The organism is Streptomyces sp. NPDC020731 (genome assembly GCF_044334705.1).
In the GTDB taxonomy this organism is placed as follows: domain Bacteria; phylum Actinomycetota; class Actinomycetes; order Streptomycetales; family Streptomycetaceae; genus Streptomyces.
On the sequence record NZ_JBIRTN010000004.1, the window covers coordinates 222647 to 243778 of the forward strand.

The following is a 21132-nucleotide window of genomic DNA, read 5'->3' on the forward strand; positions in this document are numbered from 1 at the left end:
GCGCGTTGCGGGCCCTGTGTTGCGGTGGGCCGGGGGCGGGTTCGCGCAGCCCGGCGCTTGCGGGGTGTCTCCCCCGGAGGGAGCACCCCGGCCCACCCTCCCCCACTCCCGGCTGCGCTCGAGCGGGAGACCCCCATCACCCCGGGGGGTACCTCCCATGCTCTTGAGGCACTGGAGGAGGCACGGCCGCCCGCGGGAACGGCGGGGCGGTGCGGCCCGCCCGCGGGAACGGCGGCGGCCCGCTGTGTCGGGCACAGCGGGCCGCCGTCGTTGTGGGAGTGGTGCCGGAACGCAGGGCCTGGGGCCCACCACTCCCGGGGGTTACGGTTTGTGGGCCACCGCGCCGTAGCCCGGGATGACGTCGTCGTCCTGGCCGGGGATCGGCGCGCCCAGTTCCGGGTGCCAGTGGTGGGGGACCTGGACGCCCGGTTCGACGAGGTCCAGGCCGTCGAAGAAGCGGGTGAACTCCTCACGGGAGCGGAGCGCCAGGGTGACACCCGCCGCCTTGAGCTTCTCCGTGGCCGCCTTCGACTCCTCCGGAGTGAAGTCGGACGTCGCGTGGGTGACGACCAGGTAGCTGTCCGAGGGCAGCGCGTCCAGCAGTCGCCCGACCAGTTCGTGCGCCCCGTCCTCGTCGGAGACGAAGTGCAGCAGCGCGATGAGCGAGAGCGCGATCGGCTCGTCGAAGTCGAGGATCTTCCGCGCGCCCTCCAGGATGGCGTCCGGTTCGCGCACATCGGCCTGGAGGTACTCGGTCACCCCCTCGTCCGTACCGCGCAGCAGGGCCGCCGCGTGGGCGAGCACGATGGGGTCGTTGTCGCAGTACACGACGCGGGCGTCGGGCACGACCTCCTGAGCCACCTGGTGCAGGTTGGGCTCGGTGGGAATGCCGGTGCCGACGTCGAGGAACTGCCGTACTCCCTTCCCGGCCAGCCAGCGCGTGGCCCGCTGCATGAACGCGCGGTTCACCCGTGCCATCACCGGCACCCGGGGGTCGAGGGCCAGCATCTGCCGCCCCATGGCCTCGTCGACCGGATAGTTGTCCTTGCCTCCGAGGTACCAGTCGTACATCCGCGCGGGGTGCGGCCTGCTCGTGTCGATCTCCACGGGGTGCTGCCCGGTCATGACGGACTCCATAAGTCTCTGCAACTGTTAGTGATCAAGTCGGTGCCAAGTTCAGAGGGGAACACAAAGGTAGAACGGGCAAGAGGGCTCAGGACAGCAGGAAATCCGCCTCTCCCGCCTTGGCTCCTTCGATGAAGGCCGTCATCTCGGCGGAGGTGTAGATGAGCGCCGGCCCGTCCGGGTCGGTGGACTGACGTACGGCGATCCGGCCGTCCTCGAGCTTCATCGCCTCCAGGCAGTTCCCTCCGTTGCCGCCGCTCCACGGCTTGTGCCAGCCCTCGCTGCCCAGTTCCCGCGCGGGCATGCCGTTGTAGATCCTTCCGGTGCGCACCCGCGGGTGGGGAAGCGATTTCAGGGGCTTCATGAGTTCCATTCACAGCTCCTTGCGGAGATCCCGGAGGATCTCCTTCGTGCGATGTGCCGTAGCGGCCTGAGCCGCCATGCGGTCCATGACCTCGAGGTGGGTCGCCACCTCGGCACGCGCGTCCAGATAGACGGCGCCGGTCAGGTACTCGCTGTAGACCATGTCCGGCAGTTCGGGCATGGCGAATCGGAACAGCACGAACGGCCCGTACGTGCCGGGATGGGGACCACCGGCGAACGTCGCGATCTGCAGCGTCACATTGGACAGCTTCGTGGCCTCGAGCAACTTGTCGATCTGTGCACGCATCACCTCCGGGCCGCCGACCGGGCGGCGGAGCGCGGTCTCGTCCATCACGACCCACATCCGGGGCGCGTCCTTGCGGGTGAGCAGTTCCTGCCGTTGCATGCGCAGGTCGACGTGGCGCTCCATGTCCTCGGGCCGGGTCTGCCCGACGGCCCCGGAGCGCAGCACACCGCGTGCGTAGTCCTCGGTCTGGAGCAGTCCGGGGACGAAGTGGGGTTCGTAGCTGCGGATGAGGGAGGCCGCGCCCTCCAGGCTGACGTACATCGAGAACCAGCCGGGCAGGATGTCGTGGAAGCGCTGCCACCAGCCGGGCCGGTTGGCGTCCTCCGCCAGCTGCACGAAGCCCTCGGCCTCCTCGTCGGAGACGCCGTACGCCTTCAGCAGGAGCTGGAGATACGGGATCTTGAGGGCGACCTCGGCCATCTCCATGCGGCGGACGGTGGCGGGGGCGACACGGAGGATGCGGGCCGCTTCCTCGCGCTTGAGTCCCGCGCGTTCCCGCAGGTCCAGCAGGCGTCGGCCGAGGACGACCTGTCCGACCGTCGGCGCGGACCGGGGTTCGCTCACACTCCACCTCCCTCGAACAAAAGCTGACAGCTCGGCGGCGCCACTCGAAGACCCGCCCGAAGATCCATCTCATCCGAACTTGCATTCGAACAAATCTTCGGGGATCCCAACTGGCGCCGCGCGAGGTGTTGTTGCGAGCAGTGTGCCACGCCCGTCCAGACCGTCACACCACACTCTGCATTTTTCAGAGTGACACTTGCCAAGTGTTCACGGCGGGGCGATAGTGGCAAGCGTGATTCCGTCCGCGCCCTTAGGAACAGACGCCGCCGCAGGGTCCATCGGCCTCGGCGCCGCCTCGGCGGCCGACCCCTCGGGGTCCGCCGCCGAGCGCCGGTTCCGTTTCGAACTGGCCGCTCATCCGGGGTCCCCGGCTCAGGCCAGACGCCTGACGAGGACACGGCTGACCGGCTGGTCGGTGTGCGAGGACACCTGCGACACGGCGGAACTGGTCGTCTCCGAACTGGTCACCAACGCCATCGTGCACACGGCGAGCAGCCACATAGTCTGCGAGCTGCACGACGGTGGCGAGCTGGTGCGCATAGCCGTGCGTGACGAGGGGTGCGCGCCGGACCAGCCGCGGGCGAACACCCGGCAGCAGCCGGAGGACGAGCACGGGAGGGGACTGCTTCTCGTCGACGCCCTGTGTCACTCGTGGGGCGCGCACGAGAACGGCCCCGGACTGCTGGTCTGGGCCGACCTCCCCCGCACGGCGGACACCGGCCACGATCCCGCGGAGCCGACCGACGACCTGGGCTGGGGCGCCCGCCCGAAGCCGGGCCCGCCCGGCACCCCGGACGACGACACCGTCAACGGACCGGACCGGTCCCACGGCCCGACGCGGAACCAGGCCCACAATCCGCCGCTCCCCCCGCACCAGCGCACCCCCCGGGGCCGGGCATGACAGGCATACCCGGCACCCGTGTGCTGAGCCTGGACTCGCTGGTGCGGATCCAGCGCGGACGGCACACCTCCGCCGCCCCCCGGCGGCTCCCCGTCCCCGACGGCATGACCGCGCCCATGGGCTGCGACGCCGTGGCGGTCCCGGCACGCTTCGGACCGCTGGTGATGCCCCGGCTGCCCCGCGTGGGCTGCGTGTACGCCGATGACGCGCACTGGTGGTGGCTGGTCCCGTCCGATTCCGACTACGCCCTGGAGTGGCCGGCCCCCGCGCACTACGCCACCGGCGCGGTCCTCCCCGGCCCCTCGGACGCCCCCGGCGCCCCGGACCTCCCCGGTCTGATCCACCGCCCCGACGGCACGCTCCCCTACACGCCGCCGATACCGCTCTATCTCGCCCTGTGCCGCCTGACGGACACGACCCCCACCTGGTCACGTCCCGTCACCGCGTAACCGCGCACCCCCGGCCCCCGCTACGCCGTAACGCCGCCCCCGCCGTCCGCCCGGACGATCACCAGGAACATGTCGGTCGCGAGGTCCATGACAACCTCGGCGGGCAGACCCTCCAGGCGGCGCGCGTGGGCGAACTCCTCCGCGGGCCATGAGCCACGCGGTCCACCTGCGGGAAAGCGTTCGAGCACCGTTCGCCCGTTCACCCTGCCACCTCCATGCTGCGTTGTACTCGTAGAGTTAAACGCCAACCATGGGGTGAACGCCTTGCTCAGTGACGGTACTGAGACGTAGTTGACACCCGTTCACCGCCAAGTGTGATCGGAGTCTCGGCCGATCGCACCAGCCGGTCACTCTCCGTATCAGTTGTCGCACTTGTCGTACCGACCGGACCGACCGTGCGGATCGCGTCAGGTGTCGTACTCCTGAATCCGCCGCCCATGACTCCGGTCGACCAGCGCGGGCAACCGCTCCCCCAGCTCGCGCACCACCTCCGGCACGTCGATCGTGAGCAGCTCCCGGTCCCGCATGAGGATCCGGCCGTCCACGACCGTCGTACGGACGTCGGCGGCGCGGGCGCTGTGCACCAGGGTCGCGGCGAGATCGTGCACGGGCTGGGTGTGCGGGCCGGTGAGGTCGACGAGGACGATGTCGGCGCGGCGGCCCGGCGCGATGCTCCCGACGCTGCCACCGAGGCCGACCGCGCGGGCGCTCTGCAGGGTGGCGTGGTGCAGGGCCTGCCGGGAGGTCAGCCACCGGGGGTCGCCCTCGGTGGACTTCTGGACCAGGGAGGTGAGCGCCATCGACTCCCACACGTCGAGGGAGTTGTTGGAGGCGGCGCCGTCGGTGGCGAGTCCGACCGGGACGCCGATGTCGCGCAGGGCGCGTACGGGGGTGGTGTGGGGCCAGGCGAACTTGAGGTAGCCGCGGGGCGCGGTGGCCACCGCCGTACGGCCGTCCGCGCGCTCCAGCAGTGGCAGGTCGCTGTCGACGATGCCGGTGCCGTGGGCGATGAGCACGTCGGTGTCGAGGATGCCGGTGCGGTGCAGGACCTCGATGGGGGTGACGCCGTGCCGGGCGAGACCGGCCTCGGTCTGGTCGCGGTTCTCGGCGGCGTGCAGGTGCACGGGCAGCCCGTGGTCCCGGGCCAGCCGCGCGGTGGCGGCCAGGTCGGTGTCGTCGACGGTGTAGGGGGCGTGCGGGGCGAGGGCGGTGGTGACGCGGCCGTCGGCGGCCCCCCGGTGCCGCAGCGCGAACTCCAGTGACCGCTCCCGCCCCTCGGCCCCCTGCGAGGAGAAGAACGTCTCCCCCAGCAGTGCCCGCATCCCGCACTCGGCGACGACGGCGGCGACCGCGTCCATGGCGAAGTAGTGGTCGGCGAAGCAGGTGACGCCGCCGCGGATCATCTCGGCGCAGGCGAGCCGCGCCCCCAGTGCGACGTCCCGCCCGGTGAGATTGGACTCGACCGGCCAGATGACGTCGTTGAACCACTCCTCGGTCGGCAGGTCCTCGGCGAGACCGCGCAGGGCGACCATGGGGGCGTGGGTGTGGCAGTTGATCAGCCCGGGCAGCGCGACCTGCCCCCGGGCGTCGATCCACTCACCGGCCGCCCGCCCCGCGACCGCCTCCGCGCTGGTCACCTCCGCCACGGCCCCGCCGCGTACGACGATGGCCGCGTCCTGCGTGAACCCGATCCGTTCCCGGTCGTCGTGCGTGAGGACGGTGCATCCGGTGATGACGAGGTCAGCCGGACTCTCCGTGGCGGTGGGCGTCATCCCGTCACCGTACGACGCGGTCGTGGCCCGGGGTGAGCCGGACCGTGGCTTCCCCCCGGGTTTCCAGGCGGTCCGCGAGTTCGGTCAGCCGCCGGACGTGCGCGGGGTCGGTGCGGCCGGTGTCGTCGAGGTGGACGGCGCAGGCGGTGACGGTGTCGACGAGCAGTTCGAGGGTGGCGGCGATCTCGTCGGTGCCGTCGGCGTGCCGGGCGAGCGGGGGGAGTTCCGCGGAGGCGAGGGCGATGGCGGCGCGGGCCTCGGCGAGGGCGCGGTAGGCCTCGCGGCGCAGCGCCCAGCGGGCGGCGCGGTCGCCGGACTCGCCGAGCACGTGGTCGAGGTACGTCTGGGCGGCGCCGGCCGCTTCGGTGAGCCGGGCGCGGATGGCGGCGCCGCCGCGCTGTCCCGGCAGCGGGAGGTGGCCTGCGACGAGTACGACGGCGCAGGCCAGCAGGGTTTCGCCGATGCGGGGGAGGGATGCCTGGGGTTCGCCGCCGGCCATCACCAGGGCGAGGACGAGCACGGTGACGACGGCGGTCTGCGCGGCGAAGTGCCGGGCGGCGACGGGGATCAGCGCGCCGCTGACCGCGACCAGCGCGACGAGTCCCTCCGGGCGGGGCAGCACGGCTGCGAACCCGGCGAACAGGAGCGCCCCGAGGACGGTTCCGGCGGCCCGGGACAGGACGCGGGAGGCAAGCGGTCCGAGGTCGGGTTTGACCAGGAAGACGGCGGTGGCGGGCAGCCAGTACCAGTGTTCGTGCTGCCCGTACCAGCGGGTGTGGTGCAGGGCCTGGGCGAGGGCGGCGCTCACCCCGAAGCAGAGGGCGACCCGCAGCCCGTACTCCCGGCCCCGGGCGCCGAGGACGGTCCGCGCCCCGGCGGTCCGGGAACGCCTGCGGCTGTGCAGGCCGCCGCCGTCGCCCCGGTCGAATGCCTCGGCGGCGCGCAGGAGGGCGTCGTCGAGGGCGCGCAGCGCGGGGACGGTCCGGGAGGGGGCGGGCAGCGGGCCGGTGGGGGCGTTGCCGCGTACGGCGGTGGCCAGGCGCCGGGGTCCTTCGGCGGCGCGGGCCGGTACGGGGTCCCCGGCCCAGGCGAGCGCGGTGGCGGCCTCGGCGAGCGGGAGGGCGGCTCCGTACTGGGCGTGCAGCCGGCGTTCGGCGGAGGAGGAGGCGTAGCGCCGCAGCCGGGGGCCGGCGAGCGCGTCCTGTGCGTGGTCGAGGGCGGCGGTGAGTGCGGCGCGCCGTGCGAGGGCCGACTCCGTTCCGGTGGCGTCGAGCAGCGCGGCGACGGCGTCGTACACCCCGGCGACGGCGTTCCGTTCCCCGTCGAACCGGACACCTACGGCGAACGAGCCGGGCGTGGGCAACGCGAGCCGCAGCAGGAGCAGCCAGGCCGCGCCGACGAGGAAGGCGAGGGCCCGCTGCCAGCCCGGTTCGGGCAGCGGCATCCCGGCGCCGACGGAGGCCCCGACCAGCAGCTGGGTGCCGACGGAGGAGCCGACGGGCCCGAGCGCGCTGACCGCGCCGGCGGCCAGACCGAGCCCGGTCAGCAGCAGGGTGAGCAGGACGGTGGAGACATGGTCCCCGGCGCACGTCCCCACGACCAGCCCGGCCGCCCCCGCGAGCGCGGGCCCGCCGATCCGTCCGACGGAGGCGCGACGGCTGCCCGGCCGGTCGTTGATCCCGGCGAACATGGCACCGATGGCTGCGACGACCCCGAGCGTGGGCCGCCCGGCGAGGACGGCCGCGAGCAGCAGCGGCCCGCCGCCCAGCGCACCCCGGGTGACCGCGCTCCACGGGACCGGTCCGCGCTGGGCGCGCAGGGCGTGGGCCAGCCACGGGGGTACGGCACGGGTCACGGGGCTCCAGTCGTCGCATCGGAAACGGAACGAGCTCGCGGGCGACGGCGACCGGGCGGGGGAAACGTGCCTTCCACGGTAATCGGTGGGATGGAAGGGGAGCGAACGGCCGCGTTTCCGGGATGTGACGATACGGACGGAAGCGGTCCGGCGCCCCGTGACCTCGGTCGGCGGTCACGGGGCACCGCGGCGCTCTACGCGGTGTGCCGGGCGGCGAACCCGAGGAACTCCGTCCGTGCCTCCGGCGTCAGGCTGACCATGGGGCCGGCCGTGTGCTTCGAGTCGCGCACGAACAGGGCGCCACTCCCGGTTGCCACCTCAACGCACTCTCCGCCACCCCCGGCGCTGTGACTGCTCTCGAACCACTCGAAACTGGCCTTGTCCCCGCTCATCCCTCTCCCAACAGCTTCTCGATCAGCGAGAGCGATTCAGCCGGTGTGAGCGCCTGCGCTCGGAGACTCCCGTACACAGCCTCAAGTTCCCGGACCCTTCCACGTCCGCCTCACCGAGGACGGGGACGGCACGCTGCGGATCGAGGTCATGGACACCCGCGCGGAGCGGCGGCCGGCCGCCGGAACACCGGCCCCGGACGGCGAGTCGGGCCGGGGCCTGCTCCTGGGGGGCGCCCTCACGGACGACCGGGGCGTTGCGCCCCGCCCCGCGGGCCCCGGCAAGACCGTGTGGGCGGAGTGCCGCGCCCCCTCGGACCCGCACGCGCCTACCCCAGGCCCACCAGGGACGCCACGGCACTCCCCCACACCCGTTCCTCCAGCTCCTGGCAGCGGGCCGTCCACTCCCCCACCGCACGTGTCAGCACCTGGACGACGACATCGGCCCGCCGGCGCGCCTCGTGGGCGGTCTGGCTGCGGGCCTCGGTGACGTGGATGTGGGTGATGTACTGGTTGGCGCGGGACTGGTACACCTGTCCGTTGCCCGAGGCGTGGCCCCACGTCTCGGGCTGGTCGGGTTCTCTCATCGCCCGGTGATGTGCTGGTCCCGGCCCGCCTGGTAGACGCGGCCGTTGCCCTCGGCCCGTGCCTCCATGCGCACGTCACCGCGGACCTCCTGACCGCCGGCCGACCGCCGCTGCCACTCCTCCACCAGCTCCCGCAACTCCTCGGCGGCCTCCGGGTACTCACCGAGCAGCGCGGCGAACCGCCCGACCCACTGGCCCTCCAGCCGCCCGGCGGGACCGGGCCCGTCACCCCCGCCCGCGTCGAGCGCGGCGGTACGGGACGCCTCCAGCTCCCGCTCGACCTCCTCGGCAGCCGCCGGACGGAACCGGTGCCAGACGGTCACCACCCCGTCCCGCGTCTGCTGCCACCCCTCGGCGACGAGCAGTCCCACCAGGGATGTCCCGGCCGTACCGGCCAGTGTGAGCAGACAGGGATCCATCGCAGCCCCCGAAACTCCCGCAACGATGCTCTCACCGTATCCCAACCCCCGCTGCGAGTAACGCCGTTGACGCGCGATCCACGGGTTCGGGGACCGGTCCGTCCAAGGTGCGCACGGAGCGTCCCGGGAGGAGGATGGAAAGGGGCGGGGGTGCCCGGGGAGTGGTCCAACGCCGGGATGTGAGCAGGATGGTTGACGGTGTAACGAGCGACCGTGAGGCCGGGGAACAGGCGGCAGGCGACCCCCGTGGCACCCGCCGCCACGACCGGCCCCGCCACCGGGCCCGTATCCCGGGATTCGCGCGTGAGGGAGCGGAGATCGGACTGGGCGACGCCGTCACCCGGGTGACCACGGCCGTGGGGTTGCGGCCCTGTGGGGGCTGCGGTCGCAGGGCCGAGGCGCTGAACCGGTGGATGGCGATCGGCGGCGGCCGGGACCGCTGAGGCACCGCATGGGGCGCGTACACGATCAGGACGGCCGACGCGCGACCCGCTGTGGCCGAAGAGCCCCGGCAGAGCATGCGTGAGGAGTGACCGATGGACCCCGAGACCACCGACGCCGTCACTGTCATGAGCCCTCCGGCGGAGGCTGGGGTACGGCCCCCGCCCACGTCCGATCCCGAGGATCCCCGCCCCGTGCCCGGCGAACCCGCCGTCACCCACGCCTCGTGCGGCTGTGGCACGGCCGCCTCCGACGAGGGTGGCCGGGCGTCCGGCGGCGCCACCGACGCCGGTTACGTCTACGTCCTGGGCCGTGTCCACGCCGTCTTCCCCGATCTCTCCGTGCAACACGAGTTCTTCCAGGTGGCGAGCGCCGACGGCACCGCCGACGCCACCGACGCGGACGCGCTCCACCGCGTCCTGTCCGATCCGGAGAACCGCTACATCGCCCGGCAGATGTGCTACGTCCTCTCCGTGCAGGGCGTCGACACCTACATCCTGGAGCCCGCCGACCCCGCCGGGCTGGACGACCTCGTGGAGGCCCTGCGCCCGGTCGCCGACCGGCGCGACCTCGCCGTGGTCGTCGGCCGTCTCGGGCCGGTCGCGCCCCCGGATGCCTGCCAGGGGCTCTCCGTCCCGCTCGTCCGCGTCGAGAAGATCTGGGCCTTCGACAGCAAGGAGCTGATCCGGGCGGTCGACCGCCCCGACGACACCTCCCGCAAGGAGTTCGAGAGGACCGCCGGAGCCCTGCTCGACCGGCTGCTCCAGCTCGGCGACAACGCGGGCACCGACCCGGCCGACCGGGCGCTCAACTACCTGGCGGTCAGGGACCAGGAGATCTACCGGAAGACCCACGAGAGGTACACCGAGGGCTACACGCTCTCCGCGGTGGAGGCCGGACGCTCCCGGCTCAGCTCCGGATCGCACACCGTCATCACGGTCGTCTTCTCCTACACCCACCGCCGGACCAACGTCACCGAGCAGTGGTCCGCCCGGGTCGGTCTCGCGGGTCTCTTCCCCTTCCGAGTGACCGCGCTCCAGCCCTACTACACCCGGTGAACCATGAGAGACACGAGAGAGAAAGAGGCGAACGGACATGCGTATCCCCGGATTCGCCGTCGAGCCGGCGGCACGCGGAGTGAAACCCGGTGATCTGCTCCTCCCCCAGCAGTTCTCCTGCGAGGAGGAACTGGCTCCGGTCTGCCGCCACCAGTGCCGGGGCTCCCACAACTTCTCCGCGTGCGTGCGGAAGTGCGTGACGAATCTCTGCTCGGAGAAGTGGTGACCGCAGGGAATGCCCCCGCCCCCGTCCGGTGGAGTGGCACTCCATGACGCCCCCGAACCTGCCCCTGCCCGCCCGGCGGGGGCACTGACCGGCCGCACCCACCCCGTGGCCGGAGAAGGAATGGGTGCCCCATGGATCCCCGGGACCTGGTCCGCCTCACGCCGCTCATGGCGCACACCTCCGGCCGGTCCTCGGTCGTCGTCGGCCTGATCGACGGCCGCGTCGCCCCGGACCACCCCGCCTTCGCGGGCCGCCCGGTCCGGGAACTGCGCCCTGCCGACGGTACGGGAGCCTGCCGCCGGGCCGACGTCTGCTGTGCGCACGGCACCGCCGTCGCCGGGATCGTCTCCGGGACCGGGGGCATCTGCCCCGGCTGCACCCTGGTGACCCGGCCCCTCTTCACGGACCGGCCGGCCGACGGCGGGCCCGCGACCTGTCTCTCCGGTGTGCGGACCGGAGAGCTGGCCGAGGCGATCACGGAGACCGTCGACGCGGGCGCCCACGTCCTGAACCTCAGCATGGCCCAGCCCGCGCCCTCCGGGGTCCGCGACCCCGCGCTGGAAGCGGCCCTCGACCACGCCGCCGACCGGGGCGTGATCCTCGTGGTCGCCGCCGGGAACCAGGGGCGGCTGGGCTCCTCCGTCCTCACCGGGCACCCCTGGGTCGTCCCGGTGACCGCGTACGACCGCGCCGGGCACCCCATGCCCCAGTCCAATCTGAGCGCGTCCATCGGCCGCCACGGAGTCGGTGCCCCCGGCGAGCGCGTCCCGGCGCCGGGTCCCGGCGGGCGCCCCTTCGTCCTGAACGGCACGAGCGCCGCCGCGCCGTTCGTCACGGGTGCGGTCGCCCTCCTGTGCTCGGCGTTCCCGGAGGCCACCCCGGCGGCCGTACGGTACGCGGTCGTCCACGGACCCGGCCGGCGGCGTTCGGTCACCCCGCCGCTGCTGGACGCGTGGGCCGCGTACACGGCGCTCCGCGACCGGTCCCAGGAGCCGTCCCACCGGTCGCCCGGGCCCTCGGCCGTCCGGCGCCCGGAACGGGTTCGCCCGGAACGGCAACCTTTCCGGCCGCTGTGACGACCACCGAGTCGGAAGCGTGTGTTCTCCCGCACCACGTAAGGACTCATCCGTGACATCCCCCTCCCACCGCCGCCCTCGCGGCAAGCGGCACGGCCTCCTGGTCCCGGCCGTCGCCGTGACCGCCGTCGGGCTCCTCGTGTCGCTGGCCGTCGCCCTCACGCCCGACGGCGGGACCGGCACCGCGCGGGCCGCGGTCACGTCCGCCACCGGTGTCGACGCCGCCCGGCCGAGCGTCCCGTCCACGGCGACCGGGCGGGCACCGAAGGCGAAGCCGTCCACCGTGTCCCCGACCGCCCCGGAACCTTCCGCGACGACCCCGTCGGTCCGGCCGTCACGCAGCAGCACCCCCACGGCCACCCCGCGCCCGGCCTCCGGCGGGGCACCACTGGCGGGGCGGATCAAGCCCAGGACCGCCTACCGCGGGGTCGCCACCCATTACGACGCCGGGGACGGCGACGGCGCCTGTCTGTACGGTCCGAGCCCCGACCGCATGACCGCGGCGATGAACACCACCGACTACGAGACGTCCAAGGCGTGCGGAGCGTACGTCCTGGTCCGCGCGGCCGGTGGCGCCTCCGTGACGGTCCAAATCACCAACGAGTGCCCCTCGCCCTGCGCTCCGGGGCAGCTCGACCTGAGCAGGGATGCCTTCGCCGAGCTGGCCGGGCTGTCCGCCGGAAAGATCCCGGTCACGTGGAGCCTGCTCAGTCCCGGCACGTCCGGCACCGTCTCGGTCCGCTACAAGACCGGCTCCAGCAGCCACTGGTGCGGCATCCAGGCGATCGGCCACCGCAACCCGCTCGCCCGGCTCGAGGTCGCCACCGGCTCCGGGTGGCAGCGGCTGACCCGCACCGAGTACAACTACTTCCTCTCCCCCGACGGCACCGGATGCGGCGGCGCCCTCAGGCTCACCGACATCTACGGGGAGCGGCTGACCGTCGACGGCATCACCGTGCGGCCGGACGTCGTCCAGCCGGCTCGCGTGCAGTTCGCCCGGCACTGACACGGCACCGCGTCAGCACTTCGGCGGAAACCGGGAACGGCCCCGAGGGCCGAGGAGCGCCCGGTCGAGGAGGACCGAACGAAAAACGGATGCGGTGGATCGCCGCCTCACGCAGGATCGGGGAGTCGCCCGCCCCTCAGATCGGAGTACACGTGATCCGCCGCGTCACCGTCCCCACGCTCTTCCCGCCGCCCACCTACTCGCACGCCTCCGTCGTCGAGGCGGGCACCCGGCTGGCCTTCCTCGCCGGGTCGGTCCCGCTGGACGCCGACGGGAAGCTCGTGGGCGAAGGGGATCCGGTGCGTCAGGCCCGGCAGGTGATCGCCAACCTGGAGGAGCAGTTGCGGGCGGTGGGCTCCGACTCGGGCCACGTCGTCGCGACGGACGTGTACGTCGTGAGCGGTGAGCCCGCGGTGCTCTCCGCCGTGTGGGACGTGGTCGAGGCGTCCGGGCTGAGCGCGGGCCCGCACTCGTCGACCCTCATCGGCGTGGCCTGCCTCGGGTACACCGGGCAGCTCGTGGAGATCACGGCGACGGCGGTCGTGCCGGACGGTGCCGGCTCATGACGACCGGTGGCCGGACGGTGCACCTGTGCCGGGCACTGCTCCCCGACGCCGAGGCCGCGGCCGGTGTCTGGCTGCGGTCCTTCGCCGCCGCGCTGCCCGGCGTGGTCCGGCCGCGGTCCGACGACGAGGTGCGGGACTACTTCCGGCATGTGCTCATACCGGTGCGGGAGACGTGGGTCGCCCGGGCGGCGGGCGGGGACGTGGTCGGTGCGATGGTGCTGGAGGGCGAGGAACCGGACCAGTTGTACCTCGCCCCCGAGTGGCGCGGGCGCGGGATCGGTGACCGGTTCGTCGCGCTGGCCAAGGAGCGCAGCCCCAAGGGACTCGCCCTGTGGACCTTCCAGGTCAACACGCCCGCGCACCGCTTCTACGAGCGGCACGGTTTCACGGCCGCGGAGTGGACGGACGGCTCCGGCAACGAGGAGCGGGAGCCGGACGTACGGTACGTGTGGCGGCCGTAGGCGCGGTGGGGCTACGGGTGCAGTACGACCTTCGTGTAGCCCTCGATCCGCTTGTCGAACTTGTCGTAGGCCGACGCCGCCTGGTCCAGGGGCAGTTCGTGGGACACCACGAAGCTGGGCTTCGCCCTGCCCTCGATGATCATGTCGCGCAGCTGCCGGTTGTAGCGCTTCACGTTGCACTGCCCCGTCCCCACCCGCAGGCCCTTCTCGAAGAGCTTGCCGATCGCGACGAGGAGCATGCCCTGCTTGGCCTGCTCGTCCGGGGCTCCCGGGTCGGACGGGACGTAGAGGCCGGGCACGCCCAGCGCTCCGGTGGCCCGGACCGTGTTGACGAGTGAGTTCAGGACCGTCGCCGGCTCCTCACGGTCCGTGCCGCCCTTCGTCGCCTGGTAGCCGACGGCGTCGATGCCCTTGTCCGTGCCGACGCCCTCGGTCTGGTCCCTGATCTGCTCGACCGGGTCGCCCTCGGCGAAGTTGACCGGGACCGCGCCGATCTCCTCGGCCTTCTGCAGCCGCTCGGCCACCCGGTCCACGACGAACACCTTCTTCGCGCCGCGCAGCAGGGCCGAGTAGGCGGCCATGAGCCCGACCGGCCCCGCGCCGTACACCGCGACGCTCTCGCCGGGGCGGACCCGGGCGAGTTCACAGCCGTGGTAACCGGTGGGGAAGATGTCGGCGAGCAGGATGAAGTCGGTCTCGTGCTCCTGTCCCGGCGGCAGCCTCAGACAGTTGAAGTCGGCGTAGGGAACGCGCAGGTATTCGGCCTGGCCGCCCTTCCAGGGCCCCATGGCGACATAGCCGTAGGCGCCGCCCGGAAAGCCGGGATTGACCGTCAGGCAGTAACCGGTGAATCCCTCGGCGCAGTTGCGGCAGAATCCGCAGGCGACGTTGAAGGGCATGACCACGCGGTCGCCCTCCTTCAGCGAGGTGACGCCCTGGCCGACCTCCTCGATGATTCCCATGTTCTCGTGACCGAAGACGATGCCGGGCTCGGCCGAGGTACGGCCCTCGTACATGTGCAGGTCGGATCCGCATATCGCGGTGGAACTGATCCGCACGATCACATCGTTCGGGTGCTGGATGGCGGGCTTCTCCACGTCTTCGACCGCGACGCTGAACGGTCCCTTGTACACGACGGCCTTCATGACGGCGACCTCCACTCTGCGCGTGACTCATCTCTCATGGTTCCGCCGTCTGCGCGGCAGGGCAAACCGGTAATGTCCGGCGACAGGGGTCATACGTGTCCGATGCCGCACCGATAACGGAAAGAGGCGGGAAATGGCAGCACAGAGGCTGGGAACCCTGCTCGTCCCGGTGCCGGGGCTCTCCGGCACCGTCTACCCGCCGGGAACGACCGTGACGGTCCGTGGCCGCGGCTCGTCCGTCGACGCCTTCGTCAACGGTGACTGGCTCGCGTTGTCGTGGTGGGAGTTCTCCGACGGCCTCCGCGAGGACCTCGCCGACCGCTGACGTACGGGCCCGGAGGGCGGCTCAGGTGATCCTGACCCAGTCCAGGGTGCGTTCCACGGCGCGTTTCCAGTCCTGGTAGCCGTCGCGACGGCGTTCCTCGCTCCACTGCGGGTCCCAGCGTTTCGACTCCTGCCAGTGGGAGCGCAGCTCGTCGGTGTCGCGCCAGAAGCCGGTGGCGAGGCCGGCTGCGTAGGCGGCGCCCAGCGCGGTGGTCTCGGCGACCACGGGACGGCTCACCGCGACACCCAGCACGTCGGCCTGGATCTGCATGCACAGGTCGTTCGCGGTGACACCGCCGTCGACCTTGAGCACGTCCAGGTGCACGCCCGAGTCCTGCTCCATGGCCTCGACCACGTCACGGCTCTGGTAGCAGATGGCCTCCAGCGTGGCCCGCGCGATGTGCGCGCCGGTGTTGTAGCGGGCCAGGCCGACCATGACACCCCGGGCGTCCGAGCGCCAGTACGGTGCGAACAGGCCCGAGAAGGCCGGGACGAAGAACATCCCGCCGTTGTCCTCCACCTGGCGGGCCAGTTGCTCGCTCTCCGGGGCGCTCCTGATGATCTTCAGCTGGTCGCGCAGCCACTGCACGGCCGCGCCGGTGACGGCGATGGAGCCCTCCAGCGCGTACACCGCGGGGCTGCCCGCGAACTGGTACGCCACCGTCGTGAGCAGTCCGTGCTCCGAGCGCACCAGTTCCGTGCCGGTGTTGAGGACCAGGAAGTTGCCGGTGCCGTAGGTGTTCTTGGCCTCGCCGGGCGAGAAGCAGACCTGGCCGACGGTCGCCGCGTGCTGGTCGCCCAGTACGCCGGTGATCGGGACGGCGGCGCCCAGTGGCCGGGAGGTGCGGGCCGTGCCGTACGCCTCGGGGTCGGACGAGGGGTGGATGGCGGGCAGCATCGCGCGGGGGATGCCGAAGATGCCGAGGAGTTCGTCGTCCCAGTCCAGGGTCTCCAGGTTCATCAGCATGGTGCGGCTGGCGTTGGTCACGTCGGTGGCGTGCACTCCGCCGTTCGGGCCGCCGGTGAGGTTCCACAGCACCCAGGCGTCGGTGTTGCCGAACAGGGCGTGGCCCGACTCGGCGGCCTCGCGCAGTCCGTCCACGTTCTCCAGCAGCCACTTGATCTTGCCGGCGGAGAAGTAGGTGGCCGGCGGCAGGCCCGCCCGGTGGCGGATTGTCCCGCCGTGACCGTCGCGTTCCAGGGCGGCTGCGATGCTGTCGGTGCGGGTGTCCTGCCAGACGATGGCGTTGTAGTAGGGGCGGCCGGTGCGCGGGTCCCAGACGACGGTCGTCTCGCGCTGGTTGGTGATGCCGATGGAGACCAGGTCGGTGGCCGACACCCCTCCGTCACGGAGGGCGTTCTGGATCACCGTGTTGGTGCGCTCCCAGATCTCCACCGGGTCGTGCTCGACCCATCCCGACCGCGGGAGGATCTGCTGGTGCTCGAGCTGGTGCCTGGCCACCTCGTTGCCGGAGTGGTCGAAGATCATGAAGCGGGTGCTGGTGGTCCCCTGGTCCACGGCGCCGACGAATTCGGGCATCGCTGCCACCTCCTGATGTGCCTAGGGTTCTTCGGTGGCCGGGCCCTCTTCGGCCGCTCCCGCCCTCGCCTTGAGCACCGGGCCGATGAGCAGGTCGTACACGAGGGCTCCGAGGACGCCGCCGATGAGCGGGCCGACGATGGGAATCCACCAGTAGCCGCTGAACCATTCGAACGACCCGGGCAGGGCGATCGATCCCCAGCCTTCGAAGAACGTGAACAGGCGGGGACCGAAATCGCGTGCGGGGTTGATCGCGTACCCGGCGTTGGTGCCGAACGTCAGGCCGATGGCGACGACCACCAGGCCGATGATGAACGGGTGGAGATTCGACATCGGGGCCGTGTTGCGGGTGTCGATGAGCGCGCAGATCAGCAGGAGCAGAATCGCTGTTCCGACGATCTGGTCGAGCAGGGGACCCCACCAGGAATCCCCGAAGTATTCGGCGGGGAACGTGGCGAAGATGGAGTACGTGCCCAGCGATTCCTCCCGCGTGATCCCTTCCTTGGCGTTGGCCGCGTCGATCGCCCACCGGTAGCAGGCGTAGACGAGCGCGGCGGCGACGAAGGCGCCCAGGACCTGTGCGAGCCAGTAGGGCAGGACCTTCCGCCAGGGGAAGTCCCGGCGCACGGCGAAGGCCAGGGTCACGGCGGGATTGAGGTGGGCGCCGCTGATGCCGCCGGCCACGTAGACGCCGAACACGACGGCGAGGCCCCAGCCCCAGGAGATGATGAGCCAGTTGGCGGGCCCGAATTCCACCGCCTGCCGGCCCGAACCGGGAAGTCCGACCACGGCCACGGCCACCGATCCGATACCCAGCAGGAGCAGGACGAACGTCCCCAGGAATTCGGCGAGCATGTCTCCGAGGACATCTTCTCGATAGCCTCGTCGTTTCGCGATGCGTTCGGCCACCGGCCCTCCTCGGCTGGAATTCCGTGTTTTCCCTCCCCTCGCCGGAAGCGTATGTCCACCGTGCGGATCATGCCTGTGGAGAGCCGGATTCCCCTCCTATGGAGCAAGGGGGGACGGCGGTCGTCCGCCGCGGCGCGCGTACCGGTCCGTCGCCGCCACCAGTGCGTCGTCGCCGACGTCACCCGCGTCGTGGCCGGCCTCGTCCACGATCGTCAACTCGCTGTCCGGCCAGGCGTGGTGGAGGCGCCAGACGATGCCGAGGAGGTTGCCGAGGTCGAGGCTGCCCTGCACGAGGGTGCCGGGGATGCCCTTGAGGAGGTGGGCGTCGCGCAGGACGACCCCCTCGTCGTTGTCCTCGCCGTCGCCGAGGAAGTGGTCGTTGCCCCAGTAGTGGGTGACGGTACGGGCGAAGCCCATGCGGAACACCGGATCCTGGAAACGTGCGACCGAGCCCGGGGGCGCCGGGATCATGGCCGTCTCCCAGTCGGTCCAGGCCTGCGCGGCCCGTTCCCGGACCCGCGGGTCGGGTGATTCCAGCAGTCTGTTGCAGGCGGCGGCCAGGTTGCCGTCGCGCTCGTCGGCGGGCAGTGCGGCGAGGAAGCGTTCGTGGGCCTCGGGGAAGAGGGTGCCCAGCCCTCGGGTGAGGAGGTCCACTTCGGCGTTGGAGCCGGTCGCCACGCCGGTCAGCACCAGTTCCGAGACCACACCGGGGTGGGTCTGCGCGTACCGCAGCCCGAGCGCCGATCCCCACGACACGCCCCACACCAGCCACCGCTCGATGCCGAGGTGGGTGCGCAGCCGCTCCAGGTCCGCCATGAGGTGGGCGGTCGTGTTGACGCTCATGTCGGTGGTGCGGTCGCTCGCGGGCGGTGTCGAGCGTCCGGCACCGCGCTGGTCGAGCAGCACGATGCGGTAGGCGGCGGGGTCGAAGTAGCGCCGGAGGTTGGGGCCGGCGCTGGAGCCCGGTCCGCCGTGCAGCACCACCGCGGGTTTGCCGCGCGGGTTGCCGCTGGTCTCCCAGTAGACGCGGTTGCCGTCACCGACGTCGAGCATGCCGTGGTCGTACGGTTCGATCTCCGGATACCTGGCCATCGGGACACCGTAGTGCCCCCGGTGGGGCGGCTCATCTCATTTCCGCGCGGGCAGTCCCGCCGCCCCGGCCGCCGTGCGCAGGACGTCTCGGAGCATCTCGGGGGTGAGCCGGCCGGTGAAGGTGTTGCGCTGGCTGACGTGGAAGCAGCCGAAGAGGTGGAGGGCGGGCCCGTCGGGGGCGTCCAGGGCGACGTGGGTCCCGTGCGCGAAGGCGGGCCGGGGCCGGGGCACGGTCCAGCCGGCCTCGGCGAACGCGGGCAGCGCGGCCTGCCAGCCGAAGGCCCCCAGCACGAGCGCGGCCCGTACCGTCGGCCGCAGCAGGTGCAGCTCCTGCACCAGCCAGGGCCGGCAGGCGTCCCGCTCGTCGGGGGTGGGCCTGTTGGCGGGCGGAGCGCAGTGCACGGGCGAGGTGACGCGCACGCCGTACAGCTCCAGACCGTCCCCGGCGTGGGTGGAGCCCGGCTGCGAGGCGAGCCCCACGTCGTACAGCGCCTGGTACAGCACGTCCCCGGAACGGTCCCCGGTGAACATCCGCCCCGTGCGGTTGCCGCCGTGCGCGGCGGGCGCCAGGCCGATGATCAGCAGCCGGGCGTCCGCCGGCCCGAATCCGGGCACCGGCCTCCCCCAGTACGTCCAGTCCGCGAACGCGGCCCGCTTGGTACGGGCGACCTCCTCACGCCAGTCGACCAGCCGGGGGCAGGCACGGCAGCCGGCGATGCGCTGGTCGAGCCGGTCGAGGCCGCTGGGGTCCATGGCTCCACCGTAGGTGTTCGAGGCGGGCGAAAACCCCGCACCACCGGCCGGGCCCGGGAGTTATGGTCGGGACCATGGCTTCTGAGAGTGCCGAGGACCCCAGGACCGCCGCCGCCGTGGCCGCCGCCGAGGCGGCCGGTCCGGGCAGTGGTGAGTCCGTGCGGATCGACAGCTGGATCTGGTCGGTGCGGCTGGTCAAGACGCGGTCGCTCGGTGCCGCCGCCTGCAAGGGCGGGCACGTCCGGGTGAACGGCGAGCGCGTGAAGCCCTCGCACTCCCTCCGTGTCGGTGACGAGGTGCGGCTGCGGGCCGAGACCCGGGAGCGGGTCGTCGTCGTCAAGCGGCTGATCCGCAAGCGGGTCGGCGCCCCGGTGGCCGTCCAGTGCTACGTCGACAACTCCCCGCCGCCTCCGCCCCGCGAGGCCGTCGCCCCGGCCGGCATCCGCGACCGCGGCACGGGCCGCCCGACCAAGCGCGACCGCCGGGAGATGGAACGGCTGCGCGGGGCGGGCGGACCCGGCCCGTTCGGCGGGTACGCGGGACCCGGCGGGCCCGGCGGCAGCGGTGACCCTGCCGCCGCGTCCGGCGGAACCGGCAGGCGTGGTGGATCCGCCGGACGCGGGACAGCCGGTGGGCGCAAGGCCCGCGACAAGGGGAGCGGTGGTGCGGCCCGGCCGTGAATACGGGCCGCGGCGCGCTCAGGTGTCGGACATCGGCACCGCCCTCACCCACATCCGGTCCTCCGTCAGGTACCGGTCCACCTTCAGGCCCGCCTCCGCCAGCGCCTCCTCGAACTGCTCCCTCGTCAGGGGACGGGCGCGGAACGTCTGGGTCCAGATCGCGTCCGGGAACACGTACTCCGCGTGCACCGAGTCGACGCCGTCGCCGACCGGCTCCGCCGACACGATCCGCACGGTGAAGCCGGCCGGGTCCACCCGCTCGCGCGGCACATTGGTGTGGTAGTCCTCGCCCTCCCGCTGGATCAGCACGCACCCGCCCTTCGCCAGATGCCGCACGCAGGTGCGCAGCAGGCCCCGCCGCACCTCCACGTCTCCCGCGTGCACCAGGAACGACGCGAGCAGCACCACGTCGAACGTCTCGCCGAGGTCGAGCCGCTCTATCGGGCCGCATATCGTCCGCGCCCCGCGCACCCGCTCCAGCATCTCGGCGGACTCGTCCACCGCCGTGACCTCGAAGCCGCGCTCCAGCAGCGCGTGGGTCATCCGCCCGACGCCGCTGCCCAGCTCCAGGACCCGCGCCCGCCCCGGCACCGCGGCGGCGATGATGTCCGGCTCGTCCCCGACGGGCAGCCGTGAGTACAGCTCCACCGCGCAGCCGTCCGGGGTGATCGCCCCGGGGCCCGTCCCCTCATAGCCCTCACGCATTTTCAGTTCCATGCCCGTCCAACGGTTCGCGTCCGCACACCCGTTCCCACCCCCTTCCGGTTCACCCGATCGAGTGACGGGTGGTCCCGGAGCCGGTTCGGGGAACCCGGAACCGGGAGACCGGCGTGGACGGGGTGGTGATCGCGATGCGTACGGGCAGTGAGCCGGCGACCGCGCGCAGTGCTCTGCGGATGCGGTTCTGGCTGAGCGTGTGGGGCGTGGTCTGGACGGTGTCCGGGACGGTGGCGTTCGCGCTCGCGGGGCACCCGGGCTGGGCCCTCGTCTGCGGGGTGCTGTGGCTGGTCGTCACGGTCGACCTGGTCGTCGTCCTGCGGCACGTCCGCCAGGGGCCGCATTACCAGCCGGGGCGCGACGTGCCCCCGTACCGGCCGCCGCGGAGCCACCCGTGACGCGGGTCG

27 protein-coding genes are annotated in these 21132 nt (G+C 72.4%); 12 read left to right on the top strand and 15 right to left on the bottom strand.

The genetic code is table 11. The features are described 5' to 3' along the window. Window positions 1-321: 321 nt before the first annotated feature. From ACH4VX_RS08050 to ACH4VX_RS08060, 3 genes are all read right to left on the bottom strand, one after another. The gene (locus tag ACH4VX_RS08050; RefSeq protein WP_398366513.1) at window positions 322-1125 is read right to left on the bottom strand and encodes an SAM-dependent methyltransferase; all 804 of its coding nucleotides are present in this window, start codon (window positions 1123-1125) and stop codon (window positions 322-324) included. Between the two features lie 88 nt (window positions 1126-1213). After that, complete coding sequence (locus ACH4VX_RS08055; protein WP_398366514.1) at window positions 1214-1498, bottom strand: DUF397 domain-containing protein; 285 nt, start codon at window positions 1496-1498, stop codon at window positions 1214-1216. After that, complete coding sequence (locus ACH4VX_RS08060) at window positions 1499-2359, bottom strand: helix-turn-helix transcriptional regulator (RefSeq protein ID WP_398366515.1); 861 nt, start codon at window positions 2357-2359, stop codon at window positions 1499-1501. 232 nt (window positions 2360-2591) lie between these two features. On the opposite strand from ACH4VX_RS08060, the gene ACH4VX_RS08065 reads away from it, so the two are divergent. Both ACH4VX_RS08065 and ACH4VX_RS08070 read left to right on the top strand, forming a co-directional pair. Then, window positions 2592-3260, top strand: coding sequence for an ATP-binding protein (locus ACH4VX_RS08065; protein WP_398366516.1), 669 nt, complete (start codon window positions 2592-2594; stop codon window positions 3258-3260). Next, the gene (locus tag ACH4VX_RS08070) at window positions 3257-3709 is read left to right on the top strand and encodes a hypothetical protein (protein WP_398366517.1); all 453 of its coding nucleotides are present in this window, start codon (window positions 3257-3259) and stop codon (window positions 3707-3709) included. The genes ACH4VX_RS08065 and ACH4VX_RS08070 overlap by 4 nt, the downstream gene beginning before the upstream one ends. Window positions 3710-3729: 20 nt before the next feature. On the opposite strand, the gene ACH4VX_RS08075 is transcribed toward ACH4VX_RS08070, so the two are convergent. From ACH4VX_RS08075 to ACH4VX_RS08100, 6 genes are all read right to left on the bottom strand, one after another. After that, complete coding sequence (locus tag ACH4VX_RS08075) at window positions 3730-3912, bottom strand: hypothetical protein (RefSeq protein ID WP_398366518.1); 183 nt, start codon at window positions 3910-3912, stop codon at window positions 3730-3732. A 204-nt stretch (window positions 3913-4116) separates the two neighbouring features. Next, on the bottom strand, window positions 4117-5481 hold the full coding sequence (locus ACH4VX_RS08080) for an amidohydrolase (RefSeq protein WP_398366519.1): 1365 nt from the start codon (window positions 5479-5481) through the stop codon (window positions 4117-4119). A 4-nt stretch (window positions 5482-5485) separates the two neighbouring features. Further along, a complete protein-coding gene (locus tag ACH4VX_RS08085) occupies window positions 5486-7336 on the bottom strand; it encodes an FUSC family protein (RefSeq protein ID WP_398366520.1) in 1851 nt (616 codons plus the stop codon). 194 nt (window positions 7337-7530) lie between these two features. Continuing rightward, window positions 7531-7728, bottom strand: coding sequence for a DUF397 domain-containing protein (locus ACH4VX_RS08090; RefSeq protein WP_398366521.1), 198 nt, complete (start codon window positions 7726-7728; stop codon window positions 7531-7533). 326 nt (window positions 7729-8054) lie between these two features. After that, window positions 8055-8312, bottom strand: a complete 258-nt coding sequence (locus ACH4VX_RS08095) for a hypothetical protein (RefSeq protein WP_398366522.1) — start codon at window positions 8310-8312, stop codon at window positions 8055-8057. Next, a complete protein-coding gene (locus ACH4VX_RS08100; protein ID WP_398366523.1) occupies window positions 8309-8731 on the bottom strand; it encodes a hypothetical protein in 423 nt (140 codons plus the stop codon). The genes ACH4VX_RS08095 and ACH4VX_RS08100 overlap by 4 nt, the downstream gene beginning before the upstream one ends. Window positions 8732-8919: 188 nt before the next feature. Between ACH4VX_RS08100 and ACH4VX_RS08105 the strand changes: the two genes are divergently transcribed. From ACH4VX_RS08105 to ACH4VX_RS08135, 7 genes are all read left to right on the top strand, one after another. Beyond that, window positions 8920-9174 (top strand): hypothetical protein, encoded by a 255-nt coding sequence (locus ACH4VX_RS08105; RefSeq protein ID WP_398366524.1) that lies wholly within the window; start codon window positions 8920-8922, stop codon window positions 9172-9174. Window positions 9175-9267: 93 nt separating this feature from the next. Further along, the gene (locus tag ACH4VX_RS08110) at window positions 9268-10230 is read left to right on the top strand and encodes a hypothetical protein (protein WP_398366525.1); all 963 of its coding nucleotides are present in this window, start codon (window positions 9268-9270) and stop codon (window positions 10228-10230) included. A gap of 37 nt (window positions 10231-10267) precedes the next feature. Continuing rightward, window positions 10268-10456, top strand: coding sequence for a hypothetical protein (locus ACH4VX_RS08115; RefSeq protein ID WP_398366526.1), 189 nt, complete (start codon window positions 10268-10270; stop codon window positions 10454-10456). A gap of 131 nt (window positions 10457-10587) precedes the next feature. Then, a complete protein-coding gene (locus tag ACH4VX_RS08120; RefSeq protein WP_398366527.1) occupies window positions 10588-11532 on the top strand; it encodes a S8 family peptidase in 945 nt (314 codons plus the stop codon). Window positions 11533-11584: 52 nt separating this feature from the next. Next, window positions 11585-12538 carry an expansin EXLX1 family cellulose-binding protein gene (locus tag ACH4VX_RS08125; protein ID WP_398366528.1) on the top strand — a complete coding sequence of 318 codons (954 nt, stop codon included), beginning with the start codon at window positions 11585-11587 and terminating at the stop codon, window positions 12536-12538. A 152-nt stretch (window positions 12539-12690) separates the two neighbouring features. Next, window positions 12691-13104 (top strand): RidA family protein, encoded by a 414-nt coding sequence (locus ACH4VX_RS08130; protein ID WP_398366529.1) that lies wholly within the window; start codon window positions 12691-12693, stop codon window positions 13102-13104. Continuing rightward, complete coding sequence (locus tag ACH4VX_RS08135) at window positions 13101-13565, top strand: GNAT family N-acetyltransferase (RefSeq protein WP_398366530.1); 465 nt, start codon at window positions 13101-13103, stop codon at window positions 13563-13565. The genes ACH4VX_RS08130 and ACH4VX_RS08135 overlap by 4 nt, the downstream gene beginning before the upstream one ends. A gap of 11 nt (window positions 13566-13576) precedes the next feature. Here the strand turns inward: ACH4VX_RS08135 and ACH4VX_RS08140 are convergent, their stop codons facing one another. Further along, the gene (locus ACH4VX_RS08140) at window positions 13577-14710 is read right to left on the bottom strand and encodes a glutathione-independent formaldehyde dehydrogenase (protein WP_398366531.1); all 1134 of its coding nucleotides are present in this window, start codon (window positions 14708-14710) and stop codon (window positions 13577-13579) included. 133 nt (window positions 14711-14843) lie between these two features. Between ACH4VX_RS08140 and ACH4VX_RS08145 the strand changes: the two genes are divergently transcribed. Continuing rightward, entirely contained in the window at window positions 14844-15035 is a 192-nt protein-coding gene (locus ACH4VX_RS08145) for a hypothetical protein (protein ID WP_351994952.1), read from the top strand. Window positions 15036-15056: 21 nt separating this feature from the next. On the opposite strand, the gene glpK is transcribed toward ACH4VX_RS08145, so the two are convergent. The 4 genes from glpK to ACH4VX_RS08165 form a co-directional block, all read right to left on the bottom strand. Continuing rightward, the gene (gene glpK / locus ACH4VX_RS08150) at window positions 15057-16574 is read right to left on the bottom strand and encodes a glycerol kinase GlpK (RefSeq protein ID WP_398366532.1); all 1518 of its coding nucleotides are present in this window, start codon (window positions 16572-16574) and stop codon (window positions 15057-15059) included. Between the two features lie 21 nt (window positions 16575-16595). Then, window positions 16596-17429, bottom strand: a complete 834-nt coding sequence (locus tag ACH4VX_RS08155; RefSeq protein WP_398366533.1) for an MIP/aquaporin family protein — start codon at window positions 17427-17429, stop codon at window positions 16596-16598. A 150-nt stretch (window positions 17430-17579) separates the two neighbouring features. Further along, window positions 17580-18575: a prolyl aminopeptidase gene (gene pip / locus ACH4VX_RS08160; RefSeq protein WP_398366534.1), complete on the bottom strand. Its 996-nt coding sequence runs from the start codon at window positions 18573-18575 to the stop codon at window positions 17580-17582. A 36-nt stretch (window positions 18576-18611) separates the two neighbouring features. Beyond that, the gene (locus ACH4VX_RS08165) at window positions 18612-19328 is read right to left on the bottom strand and encodes a uracil-DNA glycosylase (RefSeq protein WP_398366535.1); all 717 of its coding nucleotides are present in this window, start codon (window positions 19326-19328) and stop codon (window positions 18612-18614) included. 74 nt (window positions 19329-19402) lie between these two features. On the opposite strand from ACH4VX_RS08165, the gene ACH4VX_RS08170 reads away from it, so the two are divergent. After that, window positions 19403-20008, top strand: coding sequence for an RNA-binding S4 domain-containing protein (locus tag ACH4VX_RS08170; RefSeq protein WP_398366536.1), 606 nt, complete (start codon window positions 19403-19405; stop codon window positions 20006-20008). An 18-nt stretch (window positions 20009-20026) separates the two neighbouring features. Here ACH4VX_RS08170 and ACH4VX_RS08175 read toward each other — a convergent pair whose 3' ends face one another. After that, complete coding sequence (locus tag ACH4VX_RS08175; protein WP_398366537.1) at window positions 20027-20713, bottom strand: class I SAM-dependent methyltransferase; 687 nt, start codon at window positions 20711-20713, stop codon at window positions 20027-20029. A 146-nt stretch (window positions 20714-20859) separates the two neighbouring features. On the opposite strand from ACH4VX_RS08175, the gene ACH4VX_RS08180 reads away from it, so the two are divergent. After that, the gene (locus tag ACH4VX_RS08180) at window positions 20860-21123 is read left to right on the top strand and encodes a DUF6343 family protein (RefSeq protein WP_398366664.1); all 264 of its coding nucleotides are present in this window, start codon (window positions 20860-20862) and stop codon (window positions 21121-21123) included. The last annotated feature ends 9 nt before the right edge of the window (window positions 21124-21132 follow it).